Genomic DNA, 22,010 nt, shown 5'->3' with positions numbered 1-22,010 from the left:
AGTCAGAGTTTGACCACAACTTAGTCTTAATTAAGCCAGACAACGTGGTGGTTTGGCAATGCTTACTCGCTCCCTTGAGGTTTACCCCGTGGGGTAGCCATCGCCAAGCAAAAATGAGAATGTTTTAAAAAGTGTAACTATTGATGGAACTGTTTGCAAGCGTGTAAATTAATGCGATCGCGTAGCATGTCCAAGTTTTTTCGCTACCAATCCTGTCAGGGATTAAATTTGCTTATCTTTTCTTTACGGAATGGGGCAGTATGGGCAAAGGGCAAAGGGGAAAGGGAAGATCTCTCATGTACCCTTTTCCCTTTTCCCTACCCGAAGGGTTTTGCCCTATGGCCAATTTTTACTGAACCACCAATTGAATGTTTTGCAGGTGACACTTGGTTTGGGCGCTACCCAGGCGTTCGATTACTTGTTCGGCGCTCATCAAACGCTTGAGTACTACTTGACCGATAGTCTGACTGGTGGTTACTGGGGTTGTTGGCTTCACTTCTACGGTTAAGATGGCTTCTTCAACTCGATAAAGCCATAGCAATTCGTTTTCTTCCACTAAACAAATATTCATTCGCTGAATATCTGGTTGGCGTCGCCATGCGGTGATTTGCCAGAGTCCGTCAGATGCCCATACTCTAGCAACTGTCCATCCCTCAGATAGAAAGAAATACTTCACGGTATTAGTCTCGCTATTAGACTTTAAATCTGCTGTTGGTGATATCGCGATCGCTTTTTTCGCTGATGTATAAATACTAGATTTGTCAGCAAAACCATGCAGCTGTTCTCTATAATAAACGGCTCCACGGTATATATAACCAAGCAGCAACAGGCTAAGTTTTTGTGTACGCTACTTGAGTTACTGTCAGAGCTTAACAAACTTACTTCCCTAGTAACTATGAATCTACGACAAATTTAGTCAATATTTAAAATCTTAATTAAATAAAAACTTTTCCTCATTTAACTAATTATCCTTTGTCATTAGTGATTAGCATTTGTATTTACAAAGGACGATCGAATAATGACGGTGTTCGCTGAAAATAAGCCAATATATAAGCTTATTTGTACGTATATACTTAGCTACAACCATCGCCGAAATTATTTGTAAAAATTAAGGCACAATACCCGCAAATGTAGTAAGATGTCTGACCGCTGATATCTAAAATTTTATTGCTATGACATGGTTTTCCTTATCCGTGAAACGCTGGAATCGGATTATACAATTCCTATCTTTGTTCTGTGTATGTTTATTTTTAGTTGTGAGTTGCACTCCTCGTCCACAAACAACTACGCCGCCATCGGGTTCTGTAAATAGTCCTACAGGTGATGGTCGCATTACCATAGGTACAACAGCCAAGCCGAGAACCCTCGATCCGGCTGATGCTTATGAGTTAGCAGCCCTGGGTTTAGTGTTTAATATGAGCGATCGCCTTTACAATTACGAACCAGGAAGCACAGAAATTAAACCCCAACTCGCCACAGCATTACCAAAAGTCAGTCAAGATGGCTTAACTTATACCATCCCTCTACGCCAGGGAGTAGTTTTTCACGATGGGACTCCCTTCAACGCCCAAGCAATGGCGTTTACCATCCAGCGCTTTATTGAAAATAAAGGAAAACCCTCTTTCTTACTAGGGGATATAGTAGATTCGGTGAAAACCACAGGGGAGTATGAGTTAAGCATTAAGTTGAAAAAGCCCTTTGCAGCCTTTCCATCACTGCTGGCGTTTCCTGGGGTGTGTGCAGTTTCGCCCAAAGCTTACGAAGTCGGTGCGGGTAAATTCAAGCCGAATATTTTTGTGGGTACTGGCCCTTACAAGTTAGCCCAGTATGGTACTGATTCGCTGCGATTTGATGTGTTTGATAAATATTGGGGCGAAAAGCCAGCTAATAAAGGCGTTAACGTTCAAATCCAAACTAGTCCAGTTAACTTATTTAATGCTTTTCGCACAGGAGCAATTGATGTAGCTTATTTATCCCTACAACCAGACCAAACTCGGAGTTTGGAAGAAGGTGGTAAACAAGGGGATTGGCAAGCGATCGCTGCTGAAGGTAGTGTAGTCAGTTATATGGTGTTAAACCGGAATCAAAAGCCTTTAGATAAGGCAGAAGTAAGAGCTGCGATCGCTTCAATAGTTGACCGTCCGCTAATCAACGAACGAGTCTTACTCGGTCAAGCAAATCCGCTTTATAGCATGATTCCCACTACATTTAATGTATCTGTACCATTATTTAAAGATAAATATGGTGATGCTAATTTCGATCGAGCCAAACAATTATTAACTACCGCTGGTTTTTCCAAAGAAAATCCGGCAAAAGTTCAAGTTTGGTATCCTTCTAGTTCGCCTACTCGGAGTTTGGCAGCACAGACACTTAAATCCCTTGTCGATGCCAAAATGGATGGAATCCTGCAATTTGAAGTTGCCGTTGCCGAAGGCCCTGCTTTCTTTAAAGACATTTCTAGAGGATTATATCCAGCAGCTTTACTTGATTGGTATCCAGACTTTTTAGATCCAGATAATTACGTCCAGCCATTTTTGTATTGTGAAAAAGGTTCAGCGGCTAAAGGATGTGAAGATGGAGGCAGTCAAACTCAGGGTTCATTTTACTATAACGAAACCGTTAATAAGTTAATCGATCGGCAACGTCAAGAACAAAACCCCGAAGCACGGCAGAAAATTTTTAGCGAAATTCAAAATCAAGTAATTATAGATGTACCTTACGTTCCCCTATGGCAAAACAAAGACTATGTATTTGCCCGAAATGGGGTTAATAATGTAAAACTTAATCCAACCCAAATTTTGGTTTACCAGACAATTAAAAAGTAAACATTGGGTATAGGGCATTGGGCATTGGGCAATGAGGTAGAAATAACCAATGACCAATGACCAATGACAAATAACAAATGACAAATAACTAAATTTATGTCTCGTTCTAAAGCTTTACAATATTACATTGTTTCCCGGTTACTGTTAGCGCCACTTCAGCTATTAACTATCATCACTATTGTATTTCTTTTACTCAGAGCGACGCCAGGAGATCCCGCAGATGCGATTCTCGGCGGACGTGCGCCAGAAGCAGCTAAAGAAGAATTGCGAAAACAACTCGGTTTAGATTTGCCTTTGTGGCTACAGTATCTAAATTACTTAGGAAATGTGTTGCGCTTTGATTTAGGAACTTCTTTGTTGAGTCGGGGAGAAAATGTTTGGAATATCATTGCACAATATTTTCCAGCGACGGTGGAGTTAGCTGTATGTAGTATGGCTGTTGCACTCATCGTAGGGATTTTAGTCGGTACTCTTTCGGCTTCCCGTCCTGGAACATCTTTTGACTTGGGTGGGCGGTTGTTTGGTATCGTCACCTACGCACTCCCTATGTTTTGGGCGGGAATGATTTTCCAATTAATTTTTTCAGTACAACTCGGTTGGTTTCCCAACTCTAACCGTTTTCCCCCCAACCTTCCCGCCCCCACGCCTATCACAGGATTGTATACAATTGATAGCTTACTAGCTGGAAACTTTACTCAGTTTTTTACATCTTTGCATCATCTTGCCTTACCGAGTTTGACTTTGGGGCTTTTACTGAGTGGGATTTTTGAACGAATTGTGCGAGTGAATTTAAAGCAAACCCTACAAGCAGATTATGTAGAAGCAGCTAGAGCCAGAGGAATTGCCGAAAATAAGATTTTAGTCTCCCATGCGTTGAAAAATGCCTTAATTCCGGTGATTACAGTTTTAGGATTAACCTTTGCGTCTTTGTTGGGTGGAGCGATTTTGACAGAAGTAACATTTTCTTGGCCTGGGTTAGCCAATCGACTATATCAAGCCATTAGCGATCGCGATTATCCCACAGTCCAGGGAGTATTAGTATTTTTTGGAGCGATCGTTGTTAGTGCCAGCATTTTAATTGACATTTTAAATGCTTATGTAGACCCACGAATTCGATATTAACTAAAATATATGACACCTTAGCTGGTCAAATAGACGAGCATAGTTAATTTGTTTGAAGAAATTAGGTTTAGTAGCAAAAGACTGCTGAAAAAATTTATCATTAATAATTTGTTTGTTAAAAAAATAAATTATTATGACATCAATCGATGAGATTTAACAGCAAATTGTAGTTGGAAGATTATGACTAAAATTCCGAAGCAAATAATCGTACAAGAAGCTGAAATGAGCCTCAAGTGGTTAGAATGGGGACAAAAATTACAAGCGATCGCTCAAAATGGGCTGACGTACAATGAAAACCCATTTGACAGGGAACGTTATCAGCAAGTGCGTCAAATTGCTGCTGAAATTATATCAACACACTCTAATATTGAAGCCAGTTCTCTTCTTAATTTATTTAATTCCGAAGTAGGTTATGCCACACCAAAAGTGGATCTCAGGGCTGCTGTGTTTGATTCAGATAAAATTCTTTTAGTCAGAGAAAAAGAAGATGGCTGCTGGACATTACCAGGAGGTTGGGCAGATATAGGCGAATCGCCGAGTGATGGAGTTGTACGAGAAGTATATGAAGAATCTGGATATCAAACCAGAGTTGTGAAGCTGCTTGCTGTCTACGATAGAAATCATAGCCGTCATGGGCATCCACCATTGGCATACCATATTTATAAACTATTTTTTCAGTGCGAATTAATAGGTGGAACTCCAAAAGCAAGTTTTGAAACCGAGGAAGTTGCGTTTTTTAGAGAAACAGAAATTCCAAACTTGTCCCTAACTCGTGTTGTCCCATCTCAAATTACTCGATTATTTGAATATTACCGCGATCCAAATAAGCCAACAGATTTCGATTAACAACACATCCTTGGGTTACAGCAATTTGCAGTTGAATAGACCACAGTAGGGGCTTTAGCATTGTTGTGCCCTTACGATAATTTAGTATTCAAGCATGTATTCCATCCAAATGAAAAGCGCTGTAAGACGCGAGGAATCGCATCTCTACAAATGGTCTATTTGTCGCATTCTTTTTTCCAATTTGTATAATTTACATCTCAACCATCAACAGCCATTACTGCCAATTTCCCACTAACACATAAGGTGCCCAATAATAAGGATGAGGTGGTAAATTCTGCAACTCTTCAAAAGGTGGATTTAGCTTCAAAGATTCTAACAGGGATAGTTGAGCTTTCCTCAGAGCATCTGCTTGTTTTGCCCCTGGCTTTTTCAAGTCTTGGTAAAATTGACCCATAAATTGGGCGGTAGAAGCATCCCCTACAGGCCAGAGAGTAGCAAGGGTACTGCGTGCCCCCGAACGAACAGCCATTCCTGCCAAACCTAACACAGCTCGTTCATCGCCAGTAGCAGTTTCACAGGCACTCAGCACCAATAATTCTATGGTTGTACCTGGTTCTTTTAACAAAGCACTCAACTCATTAATACTAATACTTTGACCATCTCCTGTAATCACAAAATTCTTTTGGGGATTAGAACTAAATAGCCCATGAGTAGCTAAGTGAATAACAGGAAAATTTGATTTTAACTGTTTTTGAATAGTTTTGACAGTAAACTCTTGATTGAGCAGTTTTTCGGAAGCAGGAAAAGTTTGTTTAATTTGGTCTAATTCCTTTGGAACATTAACCAGTGCAGCAAAAAATTCTCCTTGTACCTTAATTTGTTCGCTAACTCCAGCAGCTAAAACCTTAAGTTGTTTTCTTTCCAATTTTTGAGGAGCTAGCAGTTGTAGGCTAGGAACCAACGCAACGCTATATTTTTCAATCAGGTAGTTTTGTCCATCGTAGAGTGCAGCTATTGGGACTCTTTGCAATCTCCCATTTAGTACAAATACTAAATTTTTGATTTGCTTGGGATCTAGCTCTGTGTCAAAAGGTTTAATTAGCCAATTATAAACTTCTCCAAAAATTGGTAAAAGTGTTTGTAGATTTTCCTTTAATTCTTGGGGATTTGGGTTAGAAGTAGAGACAATATTTCGTGCAGAGTTATTGATACTAAAGTTGTCTAAATTATCGTAAAGCCGATCTAAAGTTTCATTAACTTTTTGTTCGCTAATAGGAACTACTACTTGCTGCAAAGGTTTTCCCGGCACGGAAAGGATAACTTCTAAGCGTTCTGGCAAAACAATCGGATAGATTACAGCTGCGTTGGCATCAATATTATCAATTTGCAATGCCACATTTGCTGTTTCAGAACAGGGGTCTTGAAAAAAGTTATCTAGTTCTGCTAATTGCAGAGATTCTATCACTTGGCGGGCTAATTCTAGACGTTTTTGAGAATTTTTGGTTTCTGATTTTTCCCGATTAATCTTAGAACTAGAAACTATTAACGAATTTAATTCCTTGTCAGTCAAATTTGATTTCAACAGCAAATCTGCTAATTCTAAATAAACTGGTTTGACTTCTTGGAGAAAGTCAAATTGGACATCTTGATTGTTAGCATTTAAATCGCTGCGTAGGGATTGGAGAATATTAAATGCGGCGGTGTAAGCTGCGATCGCTCCTTTGGGATCTCCCTGTTTTCGTAGTAAACTTCCTAATTGAGATTGCCAAAGATAAGTAATTTCCCTAGCATCACCACTGATATCTTGTTCTTGGGCTAACATCAGTGCTTGTTGTGTCAGCTTGGTTGCCCGATTTAACTGTCCTTGTTTGTCGTAAAGTTTGCCCAAATACCCTAGAACATAGGTTTCGGTTCGTCTACTCTGCAGAGTTCGTGACTGTTGGAGTGCATTCTCTAATAAAGGTTCAACCTGATTTATTTGTCCGCTTTGCATCAAAGAATCAGCAAAGTTAATCTCGGCATAAATGGCAGCACGACTGGGAGCAAGAGTAGCTAAGTTAGGTAAAATTTGATTTTGCAATGCTTGAGCATCTTGGCTCAACTGCAACTCCAACCCAGAGAGGAAATCTTTCGCCCGTTGAATTAATTTAGATTCAGAAAATCTCGTCCAAGAAGCAATCCGGCGTTGCGTCTGTTCGCTCCACCATCTTTTCATCTCCAGTAATAGCTGGAAGTGATTGAGTTGTGCCTGAATTTTCGGTATTGGTGGCGCTGATGCTACCTTTGTTGCTTCAATATAGTAATTAATAGCTTGATTGTAAGGTCTTAGACCATCGATGACAGATTTGCGATCGATAATGTCCGTTACCACATCATAGTCCCAGCGATCGCGGATTTGGTTGCCTAAGATCCGTTCGGTGTTGCCTAAACTCACTAGCACTGCACTTTTTTCAGCCGATTCGCCAATCGAAGAAAGACTTAATTGCAAGATTTCTTGCGACTTTTGTAATAACCCTTGTCTGCGTAGGACATCACCAAGACTGTGCAAACCAATCGCTTGAGTTAAAGTCAGAGAATCACCTTTTTGAGCTAGGTTTTTTTGGAGTTGCTCGATTTGGGTTTGGCTACAGTTGGGGTTTGGAATCGCAAAAGCTTGGAGTAAACTATTGCAAGCTTTAGGATACAATCCTAGATCTTGCAAAGCCTGAGATTTGTTAATCAGACTCTTAGTCATTCCATCGCGATCGCCAATTTTTTCATAAGCCTCAGCCGCCGCTTCCCATAACCTTGCTGCTGCTTCTAATTCTCCGCCATTGTACCGTTGTTCGCCTTGCCTCGCTAATTCTAAAGGACTACCAGCATTAGCATGTAAATTGGAAAAATTTGACCAAGCCGGCATAGTCAAACTAGATAACAGCCCCAATAACCCTGAAAGGATAAATATTAATAGACGACGGTAATTTTTATAAATCATTTTTATCAGCTGCTCAGTTGTAATTAAAGACTTTTAAATACAAACACTGGAAAACGTATCAATTCAACGCAACAGTTTTTCACTCAATAAAATTGCCCTGCCTCCCCTGCCCCCTGCCTCCTACTTAAAACGCTCTATACTCCATTTGAAAATACACGCCATTTTCTTGCCATGTGCGCTTGCTATTATCAATATTTATTAAAGGAATACCCCAATCTAAGCGGGCTGTGAATCTATCCCCCATTTGCCAAAGTAGTCCTAATCCTGAGCCTAATAAAGTGTTAGGGTCGGGATTTTCTCTGCCTGTATTCCACACAGTACCAAAATCGATAAATGGTGCAACCTGTAAAGTCCCTTGCAGTTGTGGAAAACGGGCAATGGGTAATCGCAATTCTGCGGAAGCAAAAATGCCATTATCATTGAGTAAAACATCTTGGCGATAACCCCGCACTGTTCCTTGACCTCCCAAGCTAAACTGCTCAAGAGAAAGTAGAGAGCTGGTAGTCAATTGAATATTAGAACGCAACAACAAAGTCGGAGCCGTTGTTTGTGCTTTTGGTTGACCGAGGAGACGCAAATAAATCATTTGTCCCCGCCAAAGGAAATATCGGCTATCTGGTTCGCTATCATGAATCGTGGCGCCAAAAGCTCCAATCCCCAAATTAAACTCGGAACGAGCGGCCAAGACTTCTTTGCGACTCCGGTGTAGCCATTCTTGGGCGAAACTCAATTCAGATATCCGCGTTTCTCCTTGAGGATCGGCTCCAGCAAACAAGGGAAAATCCACTCCTAGAATCGAAGAATTACTTTCTCGCCTAGCTGCGGTTAAACTCAGGGTGAGTTCTTGGTTAACTTCTGGGGTGGCTCTTTGCAGAACTGGTTGGCGAAAAGATAATTCAAACTCACGGGAATTTACTTCGATATCCAAATTCTTAAAATCAGGTTCAATAATTTGGTTGTCGGTAATCCGATAGTTGAAGCCAACGGTGCCATTCCGGGGATTCACTGGCAAGGTATAACCACCTTCATAACTATTGCTACCATCGGTATTTTTGTAGGCAAAACTCAAGCGATCGCCAATTCCCAGAAGATTGGCTTCCGAGAAGCCGATGCCGCGCTCAAAAGTTCCAATGCTGGGGTTGCGGTTATTATTAATACTGAGTTGCGTATTAAAAGTTCTCGCTCCCTTGACTATCACGGCTAGAGAATTTACACCCGGTCTAGTACCGGCAGTAAGTTCGGCATCTAAGCTTTCAATTAGGGGATTGAGTTGCAGCAGTTGTAAAGCTTCTTTCAGGCGGTTGATATTCAGCGGTTTGGTAGTAGCGATCGCAATCCGACTGCGGACATAATTTGAGTTCAAGCGTCCTTTAATGACATTGACTTGAATATCTTCTAAGCTGCCTTCTACTACCTGAATTTTGATGATACCCGAACGAAATTCTTGACTGGGAATGTAAGCACCAGAGGTAATGTAACCCTTTTGCACATACAGTTCGGTAATTTGATTGGCAGCTTTGAGGAGTTCGGCAAAGGTAATTGGTTGGCGTGTAAAATTGGCGATCGCAGAGTTTAATTCTTCTTGGCTGAAGGCAGTATTACCAACAAACTCGAACTTTTGCACAATGATACTGCCCGGAATATCTACGGCTTCTTCGGGGGTTGGCGGTACTGTCGGGGGTATTTGGATGGGTACGTTTGTTGGTGGTAGGGGATTAGTTGGGGGTTGTTCCGGCGGCTTTGGCGTTACAGGATTAATCGGCTGGGCGCAAGCAGAATTTGTATGATACACCAGCAGTATAAAGGCAACACAAGGAGACAAAAAAAATCTCCGCAGCCAAACACTTAATACCATTTTGGATAAGTCATTAGTCATTAGTCATTGGTCATTAGTCATTAGTCATTAGTCATTAGTCATTAGTTATTAGTTATTAGTCATTGGGCATTGATTATCCTCTCCTGCCTTTCCTGCCCCTCTGCTCCCCTGCCCCTCTGCTCCCCATCTTCCCAATCCCCAGTTCATTGACAATTAGACGAATTTAACCCAAAAGCATAGGGAGTAGGATTAGGCACTTGGCTGGCGAGAACTAGGACACCTTGGGCGTTAACATACCAACCTCTGGCGGGAGGCGGCAGTTGGGAAGTATTATTCACCTTAGTAGCGGCACTGGCATCAGCTGGCTCAAAACTAATTAAAGCTCCACTACTTAGCTGTTCGCTCGGTCGAGGTGGCAATCCTCCACGTCCGGTGATGGTAAATTCGCTTCTGTTTTGATTTGTTGTCCCTCGACAAGCCTGAGCTACCACTTCTTCTGGTTTCGCTACTTCTTGCGGTACATCGATAATTTCAAAATTACTTTGGGCTTCTGGTGTAATAACACTGATTTGTCCGGCAACTCCCAGTTCGGAACTAGCAGTAATTTGACAAGTCGGACAGACAAAGAATCCTCTGGTATCGATACTGATATTTCCTCCCATACCTTCAAAAGCGTCGGCGGTAATCTTACTGTCTTCTAACAGCGTCACAAAGTTGGCCGGACTAAAGCCAGCAATACTAATATTGCCTCCGTCACCACTTCCGCCGGCAGTTGCAGATATCTGACTGTTACGACGCATCAATAAAGCATTCGTTTGCAGAGATATGTTACCACCTTCCCCTGATGTGGTGGCAGCAGATAACAAGGAGCGATCGAGTGTCAACTGACTAGCTTCAATTGTCAATCTTCCACCTGCTCCCATCCCAAAATTGTCGCTAGATATCTGACTATTACCAAGCACCTGTAAGGAATTTTGGACTCGTAAATCAATGTTGCCACCTTGACCCCCTTTGGTAGCGGCCGTGATTCCACCTTGACTTTCTACCAAAATAGAGCCAGCATTCACCCGCAACGTCCCTGCGTCCCCGGTGCCATCATTCCTCGCTGTCACCTGTGCGCCATCTTTGACAACTAATTGCCCAGTATTAATTGTCACATCTCCAGAAGCTCCACTGGGTATAGGAGGTACTCTTAATAGTTGTTGCAAGAGCGGATCGACTATATTACCTGAGGAGATAATCAAACTCGGATTTACCGAGCCTGGAACTTTGCCACTTACCTCTACACTTTCTTGAGCGTTAATAGTAACGCTACCAGCAGGGCCGCTGGCTAAGGTGGAAGCATCAACTCTACCACCATCTTTGATTGCCAAACGTTGAGTATTAATTACCACACTACCAGCTTTTCCGGAGCCGCCAGTACCAGCAGTTATTTGGCTAGGAGTGAAAACAAATGGTGTAACACCGATCAATTCCACTGACTTCGAGGCATTTACAGTTACGTTTCCACCAGAGCCAGTACCAGCAGTTACAGAGGCAATATTCCCTCCTAAAAGCGCAGTTAATTGCTGGGTTGCGATCGTAAGAGTTCCCGCATTCCCAGGCCCAAAACTCCCTGCCGTAATATTACTGAAACGAGTGGGATTAAATGGTGAAAATCCTGACACTAGCAAGGAATCATCGGCTTTAATATCAACATTCCCACCAGTAGCAGGGCTGTAAGTAGCCGCAGCTATGGCTGCTCCATCTTGAAGGACTAAGCGGGGGGTATTAACGCTAATATCTCCACTTTTGCCACCGCCGATAGTTTCTGTAAATAAGGTGCTGGAAATCCGCCCGTCTGTTGTAGTACCCACTAAAGATAAGGATTCAGAAGCATTGGCGTTAATTCCTCCTGCTGATTCCGTTCCTTGGGTTTGAATCAAAACCATTGAGCCATCGCGGATGGAAATGTTTCGCCCTTGCAACTGAATCGAGCCACTACCAGCGCCGCTGGTGTCTGCTAATGCTTTTTGAGATAAGGCAATATCTTGAAAGTTTGTCGCCCCTTGATAGCCTAAATTCCAACCTTGAGGGCTGGGATTGAGACTTACTAAACCTCCAGCCACGCTACCTAAATCAATGCGTCCGCCCTCGGCTGTCAGCGTTCCCCCCTCTGAAATAATTCCTCCTCCCACCAAAGCTAGGGTATTACCTGGCTGCACCTTTAGTCCGGCGGTTTCTCCCCTAGTGAAGGGCGAGAAGAGCGGGCTTTCTAGACTGATGTTATGACCTTGACCTTGGACGCGAATCGCTTGCGGATTCTGCCCAAATTGCAAGCCTACTGGCACACTAATAGTTAGCCGAGGGGAAGTAGAATCGGTAGCACTAAATTCTGCACCATCAGCAAATTTCAGGCTATCTGCTGTAGTCGCCAAAAAAGAGCCGCCAATATTAAGTTGAGCATTGGCACCGAAGTTAATACCACTGGGATTTATGAGAATAAGATTCGCACCGTAGTTTTCTCTAATTAACCCATCAATATTGGAAACTGAACCACCTGTAACTCTGCTAATGATGTTAGTAATGTTACTAAAAGGTGCGGTGTTGTTGAAAAAAGCCTCGCCACCATTGGGAACAGAAAATTCTCGAAAGCTATAAAAGAGATTGTTACCGACTTGTGTTCCGCCTGTAATTACAAAATCCAGCCCTGGCGTCGTCCCTGGTGAAACTACGCTTTGTCCATCACCAAGTGTGTTGTCTGAAGAAATTTGTGCTAAAACAGGGAAGCCGGTAATTAGATAAGAGATATAAGCACTACTGGTAATTAAAATTTTGCAAAAAAATTGTTTCATTTTACACGGGGTAAATCACCCAAAACGAAAAATTACTTAAATGTTTTTTAGCTTAATTTAAGTACATTTAACTAAAAATGATATTATTGAGTTTATATTCCAGCCTAAATTTTGGTCAAGAAAGGTGTTTAAGTAATATGAACAACTTGCAGTCTTGGGCAACTATGGCAACAGCCCCAATATTAGCTCTGGGTGCTATATTAGCAGTCTCTGTGCCCAGTAGAGCTAATAGCGTAGAAGTAACCTGCAAGACTAACGCCACTACACCAAAAGTGATTTTGAGTTTAGAAAAAGACGGAAGTGTTAAAGATTACATCATGTTAAATTTCCTTACGAAATATTTTTCTGCACTGAATGGCGCGCAAAATTGCCAGAACACAGCTAAAAGTTTACAGAGTATTTATGATATGGGCGGTTCTGAATATTTAACCGCCGATCGCCTCAACGAGCAATCTGTTGTGTGTGCAGTAGAACGCAGAGGTATTGGTTGCAATCATTACAGCGCTAAAGTTTTATTTATTCTCAAACCAGTTGATAATCCTTCTCAAGCTTTATACGAAATGTTAGGTAGCGATTTTAAGCAAGGAAAGCCTTCCGATAGCCGGACTCTTAGCCGTACTTACACTAACACCAAGCCTTTTTGGTGGCCATTTTAACTTTTCTAAAATTTCGATATAAAAAAGTGCTTAGCCTGGGAGAGATTGGGCTGTATAGGTGCTACCTAGATAATAGCGATCGCCAAAAGTTAGCGACTTAAGAAGTTTATTTAGTTAAATTCCATCGAGGTTTTTGGGCTTGATATCCACTGCCGTGGCGAGTCTCTTGAATTTGAAAAATAAACTTTGTTTAGTAAATAAATGATACAAAACTTAAATCAAGTATATTTAATTTCTATTAAAACTATCAATTAAAACTATAAATCTTGCCATACTTGACTTAGAGAGTTAAGTTACTGTTAATTATTATTATAAAAATTAAGTAAATTAAGTATATATTTATATCATCGTAAGTCCTAATATAAAATACTAACACAACTAATCATCTAAGTAAGTCGGTGAAAATAAACAGAATTACCCTTGAAACCTTGACCAATGGCAAAGGACAAAGCGCAAAGTCTCTTGCGTTGGCTAAGCCAACGCAAGAGAAGTTTTGAAGCATCAGACGGTGCTGAAACCGCCAAAACCTAGTCGAGCAGTAGCTCAAGTTTATCTTCTCCAAGAAACTTGAGCCTTCAACAGTTAAATTTGTTTATCCGCACCCACTTAGTTAAAGATATTTATACAAAAAGGTAAGAATTGTTACATGAATAAGAAAATTGACTTTTGATAACTCAAAAAAATAATTTGTTTTGTTACCTTCATAACTAAATATATTTTTTTGATTATGAAGCCACTTGGTAAAGTTTTACAACAGGCTGACCTAATTTCATCCGAGCAGATAGAAATTGCTCTCAAAGAGCAGACCAAAGTTACTGGGTTGAAGCTTGGTGAAATTCTAGTCTTGCATGGATGGCTTAAACAAGAAACGGCTGATTTTTTCTCTGACAAATGGCCAGTGTTACTGGAGCAAAAACCAAAACAGCGTTTGGGCAAATATTTAAAAGAAGCTGGACTATTAAACGAACAGCAAATCAGAACTATCCTTGCCGAACAAGCATCCAAAAAACTTCGCTTTGGGGAATTAGCAATACTTAAGGGCTGGTTGAAACCGACTACAGTTAATTTTTTTCTAGAGCATTTGGCTTTAGAATCCCAACTCCAGCAACCAGAAGTTTTAAATAATCAAAGCTCAAGCCAAACAGAACAATTACATTTGAAAAGCGTAGTGTCACAGCAGAACAATTTGAAAATCTTGAACCCCATTGAGCATTCAGCTTTTGCTTTCAATTCGGCAGAGCAGGAATCAGCAACATTAACACTTTTTAGCCCTACTACTCTAGAATTATTAAAAAAATTAGAAGAAAAAGCTAGTTGTTTGGAAGCTGTGCTAGCAGAAGTCCGAATCTGGACAGATGGACAACCGAATTTGACAGAACAAATTTGTCAATTGCTTGTGGAATGGCCGGATAATATTGCCGCAGGAGCAGAAGCAGTAATAGTCCAACAAGTAGTACATAAGAACTTCATTAACAATTGGAAAACTCAAATCACTGCTGAGTATTTGCAAAGCATCCGTGAAAGTATAATGTACAATCAGCAATGCGATCCCTTATCTTTGTTGAAATTGTACCGAGAAATTTGGCAAGAGAGCGAATTACCAATCAACAATAGCCCAGAACAGGCAGAACTTTTACATATAGGATTAATAGTTCAAAAAGAAGACAAGCTAAAAGTTGCAAACCGCATTTACCAAGCAGTTTTTAATTCCAATTGGGTAAACCTGGAGTTAGAGAAAATACTTTCTGCATCATCAGCAAAAACAACTATTTCACCAGATAATAATTTGCATGTCAGCAATCCTATTACTGCACCTAAACCTAGTTTAAATAAACGATTTTTGGCATTGCTAGGAATAGCTGGTTTAATGGTCTGTGGTTCTGGCTTGATTATTTTTGGGTTGAGTATATTTAGATGGTTACAAGTAGAAACGATTTTCAAACAAGGTAATGGTTTGTTACAGCAAGGAGAATACCAACAAGCGATCGCCAAATACAACAACCTTTTAAAATTTGATAGCAACTACTACCAATCTTGGACTAACCGAGGCTATGCACTAGCTGGACTCAAAGACTACGACCAGATGCTAGAATCATGCACGACAGCAACTATCATTAATCCAGAAGCTGTTTATGCTTGGAATTGCAAAGGAGAAGCGCTATTTAACCTCAAACAATATGATGAGGCAATCTCCGCTTTTGATAAAGCCATTAAACTCAATTCCAAAGATCCTGTATTTTGGATTAATCAAACTGAAGCACTACTAGCACTCAACAAACCTGATGCTGCACTTACTAGTATTAATCGAGCAATTGACCTTTTCAAAGAAATTTCAAAAATTGAACAGAAAAATACAAATGCTAAAGAATTAGCCATTGCTTTTAGCTATCAAGGTAGGGTATTATTCCGAAAACAAGAATACGAACGTTCTCTAGAAGCATATGAACAGGCATTAAAATACAATCCTGAATACTTTGTGGCTTTACGGGGTAAAGGGATGACACTACAAGCGCTAAAGCAAGACGATCGAGCGATCGCGCAATTTTATTATCTTCTAGATCGTCACAAACTAAGCGATGCTCAAAAAGCTGAAGTCTGGTATTATTTAGGGTTGAGCCTGTGTAAATTCCAGCAAAACAAAAAAGCGATCGCTGCCTTCAAGGAAGCTTTGAAGCTCAAACCCAATTACCAACCCGCACAACAAGCTAAAGAAAGTTGCCCAAACAAAATAAATGGCTAAATTTCCTAATTAAATCGAAGCTTTAGGCGGAAGATAAATACTAAATTAATCAGAAATTCACTGAAATGAGCGTCCATATTTTTGGTCATTTTAGTACATCTATTATCCGTATTTATTTTGAGATAATTTTGTTTTTTCCTGCCGACTTACTCAATTATTTATCATTCAAAATGAGGCAATCTAAAATTCTACATCCACTAAAATAACTTTTCAAGATTTCTAAACTATTTAGTAAAAAAGACTAATCATAATCAGCATGAAAAAACAAGTTTTAGCCGCAGGATTTATATTATCTTCTTCTTTTGTATTTTCACTCAAAGCATCGGCCGCTAGTTTTAGTCAAATTTACGCCTTTGGTGACAGCCTAGTTGATACTGGCAATGCTTACAACTTCATCAAAGCGGCTACAGGAGATGAATTTCCTCCCAGTCCACCTTATTTTCAGGGACGCTTTACCAATGGCCCTGTTTGGGTAGAAGGTTTATCTTCTAGTTTGGGAATAACACTAACTAACTTTGCCTTTGGTGGTGCTACCACAGGTACTTTGAACAGCGTTAATCCAAATTTACCAGGATTAACTCAGCAGATAACAAGCTTTACCACAGCTAATTCTCAAGCTGATGACAAGGCGCTATATGTAATCTGGGCTGGTGCAAATGATTACCGTAATGGGGTAACAAACCCTGCTGAGCCAGTTAATAATTTAATAACTGCGGTAAAATCACTTGCTAGTGTTGGTGCCGAAAATTTTCTTGTAGTCAATTTACCTAATTTAGGTGCGCTTCCTGGCGTTAATAAAAACCCAACGGTTTCTGCTGGACTAACTGCTTTAACTAACGCCCATAACTCCGGGTTGGCGGTAGGTATTAATACTTTGAACCAGCAAGAAGATATTCATGTCACCCTTTTTGATGTTAATTCCTTATTTACTAGAGGGCTTGCATCTCCGGGAGAATTTGGTTTCACTAATGTCACTGATGCTTGCTTGACAATAACTAGCCCAACGAGTTTCACTACCTGTCCCGACCCGAATCAATATTTATTCTGGGATCAGCTGCATCCCACAGCATACACTCACAGCATTTTAGCAGGAGCCGCATTAGTAGCAGTTCCAGAATCTTCGCCAGCTTTAGGAATGTTGGCATTGGGGGCTTTAGGTACAGTAGGAGTGCTAAAACGTCAACGCACGCATAGGGGAATTTGAAGAAATAAATTATCTCCCTTAAAGTTGATGACTGATGAGTGAGGAGTGCAGAGGAATTTTATCCTCTGCCTTCAACAAAGTTGCTACGGCAATTGAAATTATAGTCCAACATCCAAGTCAAAGTAGAAACTGCTGTCAACAATTCTATTGCTGCCAACATATTTAATGATGGGTATGCTGGCTCGATGCTGTCCTGGTTCAAGTGTCCAGGTTTTTTGGAAGTTACCAATATTATGACAAGCAGCATTAATTGGAAAGGTACTCGGAGTTAAAAAACTATTTTTATAACTCTCAATTCCATTTTTAAATAGATGCCCTTTGACATCTATTTTATTAACTGAAGCTTTCGCTGGTATGCAATAATTGAGGTTTGATAATCTGAGAGTATCTCCAGATTTTAGCAGTAGGCGATCGCCATTTTTCACTTGCTGAAGTTCGTTGCTATTAACCTGCACAGTGAGATTATCAACGCATATTTTTGCAGGACTCACTTTGTCACAAGTTGTAGAGGTGGCGGTGACTGTAGGCTTTGGTTCTGAAGAAGATTTTTCGCCCTCAATTAATACAGGTGCTACCGTAGCTACTATAGCGCCAGTAGCAGCGATGAGAGCAAGTATAACCTGTTGTTTAAAAGTTGCCATTTTTCCAACTCCTCTACTTTTTTGCTGTAACACCATCATCACTTGAGACACAGGTTCTATAAGTAGGCGTTAGTAGGAAGTTTGAGTAATTAAATTCTTGTAAGGGAAAGTAGGCAAATGTAGGTTTGTAGGGTAAAGTATTACACTACTGACTGATTTTAACTTTGCTCTGCCAATTCAACTACACGTAATGGACTCACAAGAACTCTTAACATTCATTAACGATCTACTTGTAAAGAACGATCGGCAAGTCTTAAATGAGTTGGAAGAAAAACTATTTTTAGGTATGTGGCAAGGGAGAAAGCAGTATACAGAAATTGTTAATGATGGGTCTTATAGTGCAGAACATGTGAGAGATGTGGGTGCAAAGTTATGCAGAAAGATTACAGAACATTTAGGAATAAAAGTTACAAAAAAAAATTTCCAAAATCCAATCAAAGAAGGATATAGACAACATTTAGAAAAAGCTTTACCTTATCAAGAACTAATTCTAGAAGCAACTAATCCAGTACAAGAAGCTGAATCACAGCCCGATTTTTCATCACCAGAAAATCACAATCCTTTCATTCCTTTTACTGGCAGAGTAGAAGAAAAATATCTGTTCTTTGACCGAAAGCGGGAAATCAGCCGAATATTTGAAGTTTTGAATAGCGGTAGTAGCGTCGTTTTAATTGGGGAAGAGGGAATCGGAAAATCCTCGCTGTTATGGATGATTTCCCAAGAAGCGGAAAATCGTCTCAACGTTAAACGTCAGCCAATTTTCTTAGACCTGAATTTACTTCATAATGAAAGTGAATTTTATAGTGATTTGTGCCATGAGATTGGTATACCTGAAAGTCAAGACTATCAGTTAACTCGCAATTTACGAAATCGTAAAATACTATTGGCTATAGATAATTTAGGAAAACTAAATAGGGAAGGTTTTACTCGCAAAATCAGAGATTATTTGCGCGGTTTAGCCGAAGGAAGTAATTCACCGTTGAAGCTGATTTTAGCTGCCACAGAACCCCTGAACAACCTTTTTAAAGATAGTCAGGAGCAAAGTGATACTTCTCCTTTGGCGGGTATTTGCCAAGAGGAACACATTCATCCTTGGGATGAAACTACTATGCGTGCTTTTATTACCAGCCGTTTAGCTAATACTTCAGTGAGCTTTACTGAAGAGGAAATCATCCAACTCATCCAACAAAGTGGCGGACATCCTCGCAAACTGATGCAATCGTGTTATCAAACTTATTCGCGCTATGTGGAGAGTTTGCAATGAATGACACGACTTTGACCTCTCCCTCAACCCCTCCCCTACAAGCTACGGTGTACACACAAGTTATCGAATTACCCCACCCTAACGCTCCCCTTGTCAAGGGGAGGGAACTAGATTTTCTTGTTTCCCCCCTTGGAAAGGGGGGGGGATTAAGGGGGATAAAACCGGGATCTCAAAGTAACTCGGATTTGTGTGTACACGGTAGCCTACAAGGGGAGGAGAGCAAGATTACTCCTATTCCCCCTTCCCTCAGAGAGAAGGGGGCTGGGGGTTTAGGTTCTTCATGGGTGATGATGGAGGTTGAATAATGACCTCTGTACCCCGCTTAGACTTAAAACCCAAGTTAAAGCGTCCCCTCTCGCTGTGGAACCCTTTAGATTATCTGCACCTTTTGTACTGGGTGTTTTTCTTTCCCCAAGCTTTGCGGTGGTATATGGATGAGTTCGGGGGTGGGTATATTCCTCAAGAAGAAATGAATTGGCGAAAGGGATGGGAGTTATTGCGTCAAAATACTATCCAACGCCAGTTACTTTTCCAAGGGCTATTTTTAACAGTAATTACACCTGTAGCCATAGGCTTAATTTTTCAGGCTCTAAATGTTACAGTTGACTGGTTCGGCGTGGCGTTCGGCGTGGCGTTCGGCGTGGCGTTGGGTATGGTGTTCGGCATAGCGATAGGCGTGGCGTTCGGCGTGGCGGGAGGCGTGGCAGTAGGCCTGGCATTCAGCATAGCGATAGGCGTGGCGAGAGGCGTGGCGGGAGGCGTGGCGGTAGGCGTGGCGGCAGGCGTGGCGGTAGGCGTGGCGGCAGGCGTGGCGGCAGGCGTGGCGGTAGGCATGGCGGGAGGCGTGGCGGGAGGCGTGGCGGGAGGCGTGGCGGGAGGCGTGGCGGTAGGCGTGGCGGCAGGCGTGGCGGTAGGCATGGCGGCAGGCGTGGCGTTCGGCGTGGCAGGAGGCGTGGCGTTCGGCGTGGCAGGAGGCGTGGCGTTCGGCGTGGCAGGAGGCGTGGCGGTAGGCGTGGCGGTAGGCGTGGCGGCACTCCGTCCAGAAACCTGGCTTCTTGGCTCACCTTTAAACTTGCGAACTATTCAAAACGGTAGTTGGCTACTCCCTCGCATCACTCCGCTTCCCCTTCCTAATCTTGTTAGGCGCCTGCAAAATTGGTTGCAAAATGATTGGGAAACAGGTTTACATAATACTAATGAACTGCTGGCATATACCCTACAATTCATTCCTGTTGCCCAAGCAGTCAATAAAGTACTTGCCACAATTCCATCAGAGCAAATCATTTGGAATGTCTCTCGTCTAGCAGCAAATCCCTTTGATTGGAATATAGTACGTTTTGCTTCGGCTTCTTTAGATGAAACCCTAAAGTCAAGGTTTATCAAAGATTTCTTCTCCTTCCCCTTTTTCCTTTTCTTCCTTCGTTCTTGGAAAGAAAATTTACAGGCTCGTTTTAATACAGACACTCGCTTAGATACTCCTGCCCGTGCTGCTGCTGCTGGTTTCTGGCATCTGCATGAAAAAAAACCAGCCAAAGCAGTAAAGGCTTTTGGTGTAGTGCGTTCTCTTCTCTATGGCGAGGAAATGTTTACCCTTGCCCAAACTCTAAGTCTGTTTCATGAAGCTAAAAAACCAGCTTCTATTGCTGCTATCCAAGTACCTCCTTTTCCACAGGAACCGCTTTTACGTCCAGATACCTGGGAAGTCCTAGCTCATCTGCGTCGAGTTGTTGAAGATGTCCAGTTTGTTAACCGCAGCGTCTCACGTTCAGCCAGATCTTTAGCTCTAAATCGAGCATTAGGCGAACTGACAAAAATCTTAAATCAAGCCGACATATTACCGCAAGCAGAGCAAGGGCTAATTATAGATATTGCTCAAACTTGGAAAGAAAGCCTTTTACAAATTGCTGGTGAAGTGGGAGAAATTTCCATCACCAAACCTGTGGTTAATCCTTATGTTGTAGGTGACCCCGTTGAAGGTCATCTCTTTGTTGGGCGAGAAGATATCATCAAACAGTTACAAGAACTCTGGGTAATGGGTAATCAACTCCAGTCTGTAGTTCTCTACGGTCACAGGCGGATGGGCAAAACTTCTATTTTGCTTAACGCTGCTAACTGTCTAGGCTCACAAATACAGCTAGCCTATGTCAACTTGCTACGTTTGGGAGATACTCCCCAAGGTGTCGGTGAAGTGCTAATGGCAATTTGTGATGAAATTTCTCGAACTGTAAAACTTCCACCCCCAGCTGATGCTGATTTACTAAATCTTCCCTACCGGACTTTTGAACGTTATTTAAAACAAGTGGAAGCAAACCTAGACGGTGGGTTAATCATTGCCTTAGACGAGTTCGAGAAAATTGAAGATTTAATTGAAGCCGGAAAAATTCCTATCGACTTTATGGGTTTTCTGCGGGGTTTAGTGCAAATGAGTTCTAAAATTGCCTTTGCCTTTGCTGGTTTGCATACCTTAGAGGAAATGACAGCAGATTATTTTCAACCTTTCTTTGCCAGCGTCATTCGTATTCATGTAGGCTTTCAAGAACATACAGCTACTCGCCAAATTCTCGCTAACCCAGATAATGAAGACTTCCCTCTCGACTACATCCCCGAAGCTTTAGATAAAATTTATGCTTTAACACACGGTCAACCATATTTAGTGCAACTCGTGGGTTTTCAGCTAGTGCGCCGCTACAATGACTTTGTTTTTGAGCAAGGACGACGCCGTGACCCAGTTTTCACAGTGGAAGATGTGGAAGCAGTTATCAATGACCCTGAATTTTTCAAACAGGGAAGCGGCTACTTTGATGGAGTTTGGGGTCAAGCAGCGCGGGGTGCTGGCGGTCAACAAACAATTGTACGATTACTTGCACCTCATCCAGAGGGGCTAAGTGTGGATGCCTTAGCTCAGTCTACAGGTATGAACGACGCTGATTTACAGGAAGCACTAAATACTTTGAAGCGTCATGATGTCGTTGAAGAAACTCAGGGAAAATGGCGGATTATGGTAGAACTGTTTCGCCGCTGGGTTTTACGGTAGGGGCACAACATGTTCATTGGTGTCAACTTAACGTGAAACCCTGATGAAAACGTGATGAGCAAGTTCTACTCACTTACCCTCAAGATGCGCGTTACCCCACCCCGGCTTTGCTGA

At 41.6% G+C, this 22,010-nt stretch carries 13 protein-coding genes; 8 read left to right on the top strand and 5 right to left on the bottom strand.

Going from position 1 to position 22,010, the window contains the following annotated elements; translation table 11 throughout:
• Positions 1–349: 349 nt before the first annotated feature.
• A complete protein-coding gene (locus NSTC745_RS32275; protein ID WP_445638735.1) occupies positions 350–676 on the bottom strand; it encodes a hypothetical protein in 327 nt (108 codons plus the stop codon).
• Positions 677–1,172: 496 nt separating this feature from the next.
• On the opposite strand from NSTC745_RS32275, the gene NSTC745_RS32270 reads away from it, so the two are divergent.
• The 3 genes from NSTC745_RS32270 to NSTC745_RS32260 all read left to right on the top strand — a co-directional run bounded on the left by NSTC745_RS32270 (position 1,173) and on the right by NSTC745_RS32260 (position 4,793).
• Positions 1,173–2,825, top strand: coding sequence for an ABC transporter substrate-binding protein (locus tag NSTC745_RS32270; protein WP_445634664.1), 1,653 nt, complete (start codon positions 1,173–1,175; stop codon positions 2,823–2,825).
• Positions 2,826–2,921: 96 nt separating this feature from the next.
• Positions 2,922–3,947 (top strand): ABC transporter permease, encoded by a 1,026-nt coding sequence (locus NSTC745_RS32265; protein ID WP_445634663.1) that lies wholly within the window; start codon positions 2,922–2,924, stop codon positions 3,945–3,947.
• Positions 3,948–4,169: 222 nt separating this feature from the next.
• The gene (locus tag NSTC745_RS32260) at positions 4,170–4,793 is read left to right on the top strand and encodes an NUDIX hydrolase (protein ID WP_445638734.1); all 624 of its coding nucleotides are present in this window, start codon (positions 4,170–4,172) and stop codon (positions 4,791–4,793) included.
• 214 nt (positions 4,794–5,007) lie between these two features.
• Here the strand turns inward: NSTC745_RS32260 and NSTC745_RS32255 are convergent, their stop codons facing one another.
• From NSTC745_RS32255 to NSTC745_RS32245, 3 genes are all read right to left on the bottom strand, one after another.
• Positions 5,008–7,707 carry a CHAT domain-containing protein gene (locus NSTC745_RS32255; RefSeq protein WP_445634662.1) on the bottom strand — a complete coding sequence of 900 codons (2,700 nt, stop codon included), beginning with the start codon at positions 7,705–7,707 and terminating at the stop codon, positions 5,008–5,010.
• Between the two features lie 124 nt (positions 7,708–7,831).
• Complete coding sequence (locus tag NSTC745_RS32250) at positions 7,832–9,583, bottom strand: ShlB/FhaC/HecB family hemolysin secretion/activation protein (protein ID WP_445634661.1); 1,752 nt, start codon at positions 9,581–9,583, stop codon at positions 7,832–7,834.
• A 143-nt stretch (positions 9,584–9,726) separates the two neighbouring features.
• Positions 9,727–12,357 (bottom strand): two-partner secretion domain-containing protein, encoded by a 2,631-nt coding sequence (locus tag NSTC745_RS32245; protein ID WP_445634660.1) that lies wholly within the window; start codon positions 12,355–12,357, stop codon positions 9,727–9,729.
• 137 nt (positions 12,358–12,494) lie between these two features.
• Here NSTC745_RS32245 and NSTC745_RS32240 point away from each other — a divergent pair, with 137 nt between their 5' ends.
• The 3 genes from NSTC745_RS32240 to NSTC745_RS32230 all read left to right on the top strand — a co-directional run bounded on the left by NSTC745_RS32240 (position 12,495) and on the right by NSTC745_RS32230 (position 16,957).
• Positions 12,495–13,013 (top strand): COP23 domain-containing protein, encoded by a 519-nt coding sequence (locus NSTC745_RS32240; protein ID WP_445634659.1) that lies wholly within the window; start codon positions 12,495–12,497, stop codon positions 13,011–13,013.
• 727 nt (positions 13,014–13,740) lie between these two features.
• Entirely contained in the window at positions 13,741–15,753 is a 2,013-nt protein-coding gene (locus NSTC745_RS32235; RefSeq protein ID WP_445634658.1) for a tetratricopeptide repeat protein, read from the top strand.
• 256 nt (positions 15,754–16,009) lie between these two features.
• Positions 16,010–16,957 carry an SGNH/GDSL hydrolase family protein gene (locus NSTC745_RS32230; protein WP_445634657.1) on the top strand — a complete coding sequence of 316 codons (948 nt, stop codon included), beginning with the start codon at positions 16,010–16,012 and terminating at the stop codon, positions 16,955–16,957.
• Positions 16,958–17,055: 98 nt separating this feature from the next.
• Here the strand turns inward: NSTC745_RS32230 and NSTC745_RS32225 are convergent, their stop codons facing one another.
• On the bottom strand, positions 17,056–17,598 hold the full coding sequence (locus NSTC745_RS32225; protein ID WP_445634656.1) for a hypothetical protein: 543 nt from the start codon (positions 17,596–17,598) through the stop codon (positions 17,056–17,058).
• Between the two features lie 190 nt (positions 17,599–17,788).
• On the opposite strand from NSTC745_RS32225, the gene NSTC745_RS32220 reads away from it, so the two are divergent.
• Both NSTC745_RS32220 and NSTC745_RS32215 read left to right on the top strand, forming a co-directional pair.
• On the top strand, positions 17,789–18,862 hold the full coding sequence (locus tag NSTC745_RS32220) for an AAA family ATPase (RefSeq protein ID WP_445634655.1): 1,074 nt from the start codon (positions 17,789–17,791) through the stop codon (positions 18,860–18,862).
• Between the two features lie 304 nt (positions 18,863–19,166).
• On the top strand, positions 19,167–21,896 hold the full coding sequence (locus tag NSTC745_RS32215) for an AAA family ATPase (RefSeq protein ID WP_445634654.1): 2,730 nt from the start codon (positions 19,167–19,169) through the stop codon (positions 21,894–21,896).
• Positions 21,897–22,010: the final 114 nt, after the last annotated feature.

The sequence above is a fragment of the Nostoc sp. DSM 114161 genome (genome assembly GCF_052692665.1).
The sequence above is the reverse complement of the archived record's forward strand: the minus strand, read 5'-3'. Positions and strand labels throughout refer to the sequence as shown.

What these genes read in the sequence shown, in the direction of transcription:
- NSTC745_RS32270 (WP_445634664.1), top strand. Translation starts at nt 1,173, where the DNA reads ATGACATGGTTTTCCTTATCCGTGAAACGCTGGAATCGGATTATACAA.
- NSTC745_RS32265 (WP_445634663.1), top strand. Translation starts at nt 2,922, where the DNA reads ATGTCTCGTTCTAAAGCTTTACAATATTACATTGTTTCCCGGTTACTG.
- NSTC745_RS32260 (WP_445638734.1), top strand. Translation starts at nt 4,170, where the DNA reads ATGAGCCTCAAGTGGTTAGAATGGGGACAAAAATTACAAGCGATCGCT.
- NSTC745_RS32255 (WP_445634662.1), bottom strand. Translation starts at nt 7,707, where the DNA reads ATGATTTATAAAAATTACCGTCGTCTATTAATATTTATCCTTTCAGGG.
- NSTC745_RS32250 (WP_445634661.1), bottom strand. Translation starts at nt 9,583, where the DNA reads ATGACTAATGACTTATCCAAAATGGTATTAAGTGTTTGGCTGCGGAGA.
- NSTC745_RS32245 (WP_445634660.1), bottom strand. Translation starts at nt 12,357, where the DNA reads ATGAAACAATTTTTTTGCAAAATTTTAATTACCAGTAGTGCTTATATC.
- NSTC745_RS32240 (WP_445634659.1), top strand. Translation starts at nt 12,495, where the DNA reads ATGAACAACTTGCAGTCTTGGGCAACTATGGCAACAGCCCCAATATTA.
- NSTC745_RS32235 (WP_445634658.1), top strand. Translation starts at nt 13,741, where the DNA reads ATGAAGCCACTTGGTAAAGTTTTACAACAGGCTGACCTAATTTCATCC.
- NSTC745_RS32230 (WP_445634657.1), top strand. Translation starts at nt 16,010, where the DNA reads ATGAAAAAACAAGTTTTAGCCGCAGGATTTATATTATCTTCTTCTTTT.
- NSTC745_RS32225 (WP_445634656.1), bottom strand. Translation starts at nt 17,598, where the DNA reads ATGGCAACTTTTAAACAACAGGTTATACTTGCTCTCATCGCTGCTACT.
- NSTC745_RS32220 (WP_445634655.1), top strand. Translation starts at nt 17,789, where the DNA reads ATGGACTCACAAGAACTCTTAACATTCATTAACGATCTACTTGTAAAG.
- NSTC745_RS32215 (WP_445634654.1), top strand. Translation starts at nt 19,167, where the DNA reads ATGACCTCTGTACCCCGCTTAGACTTAAAACCCAAGTTAAAGCGTCCC.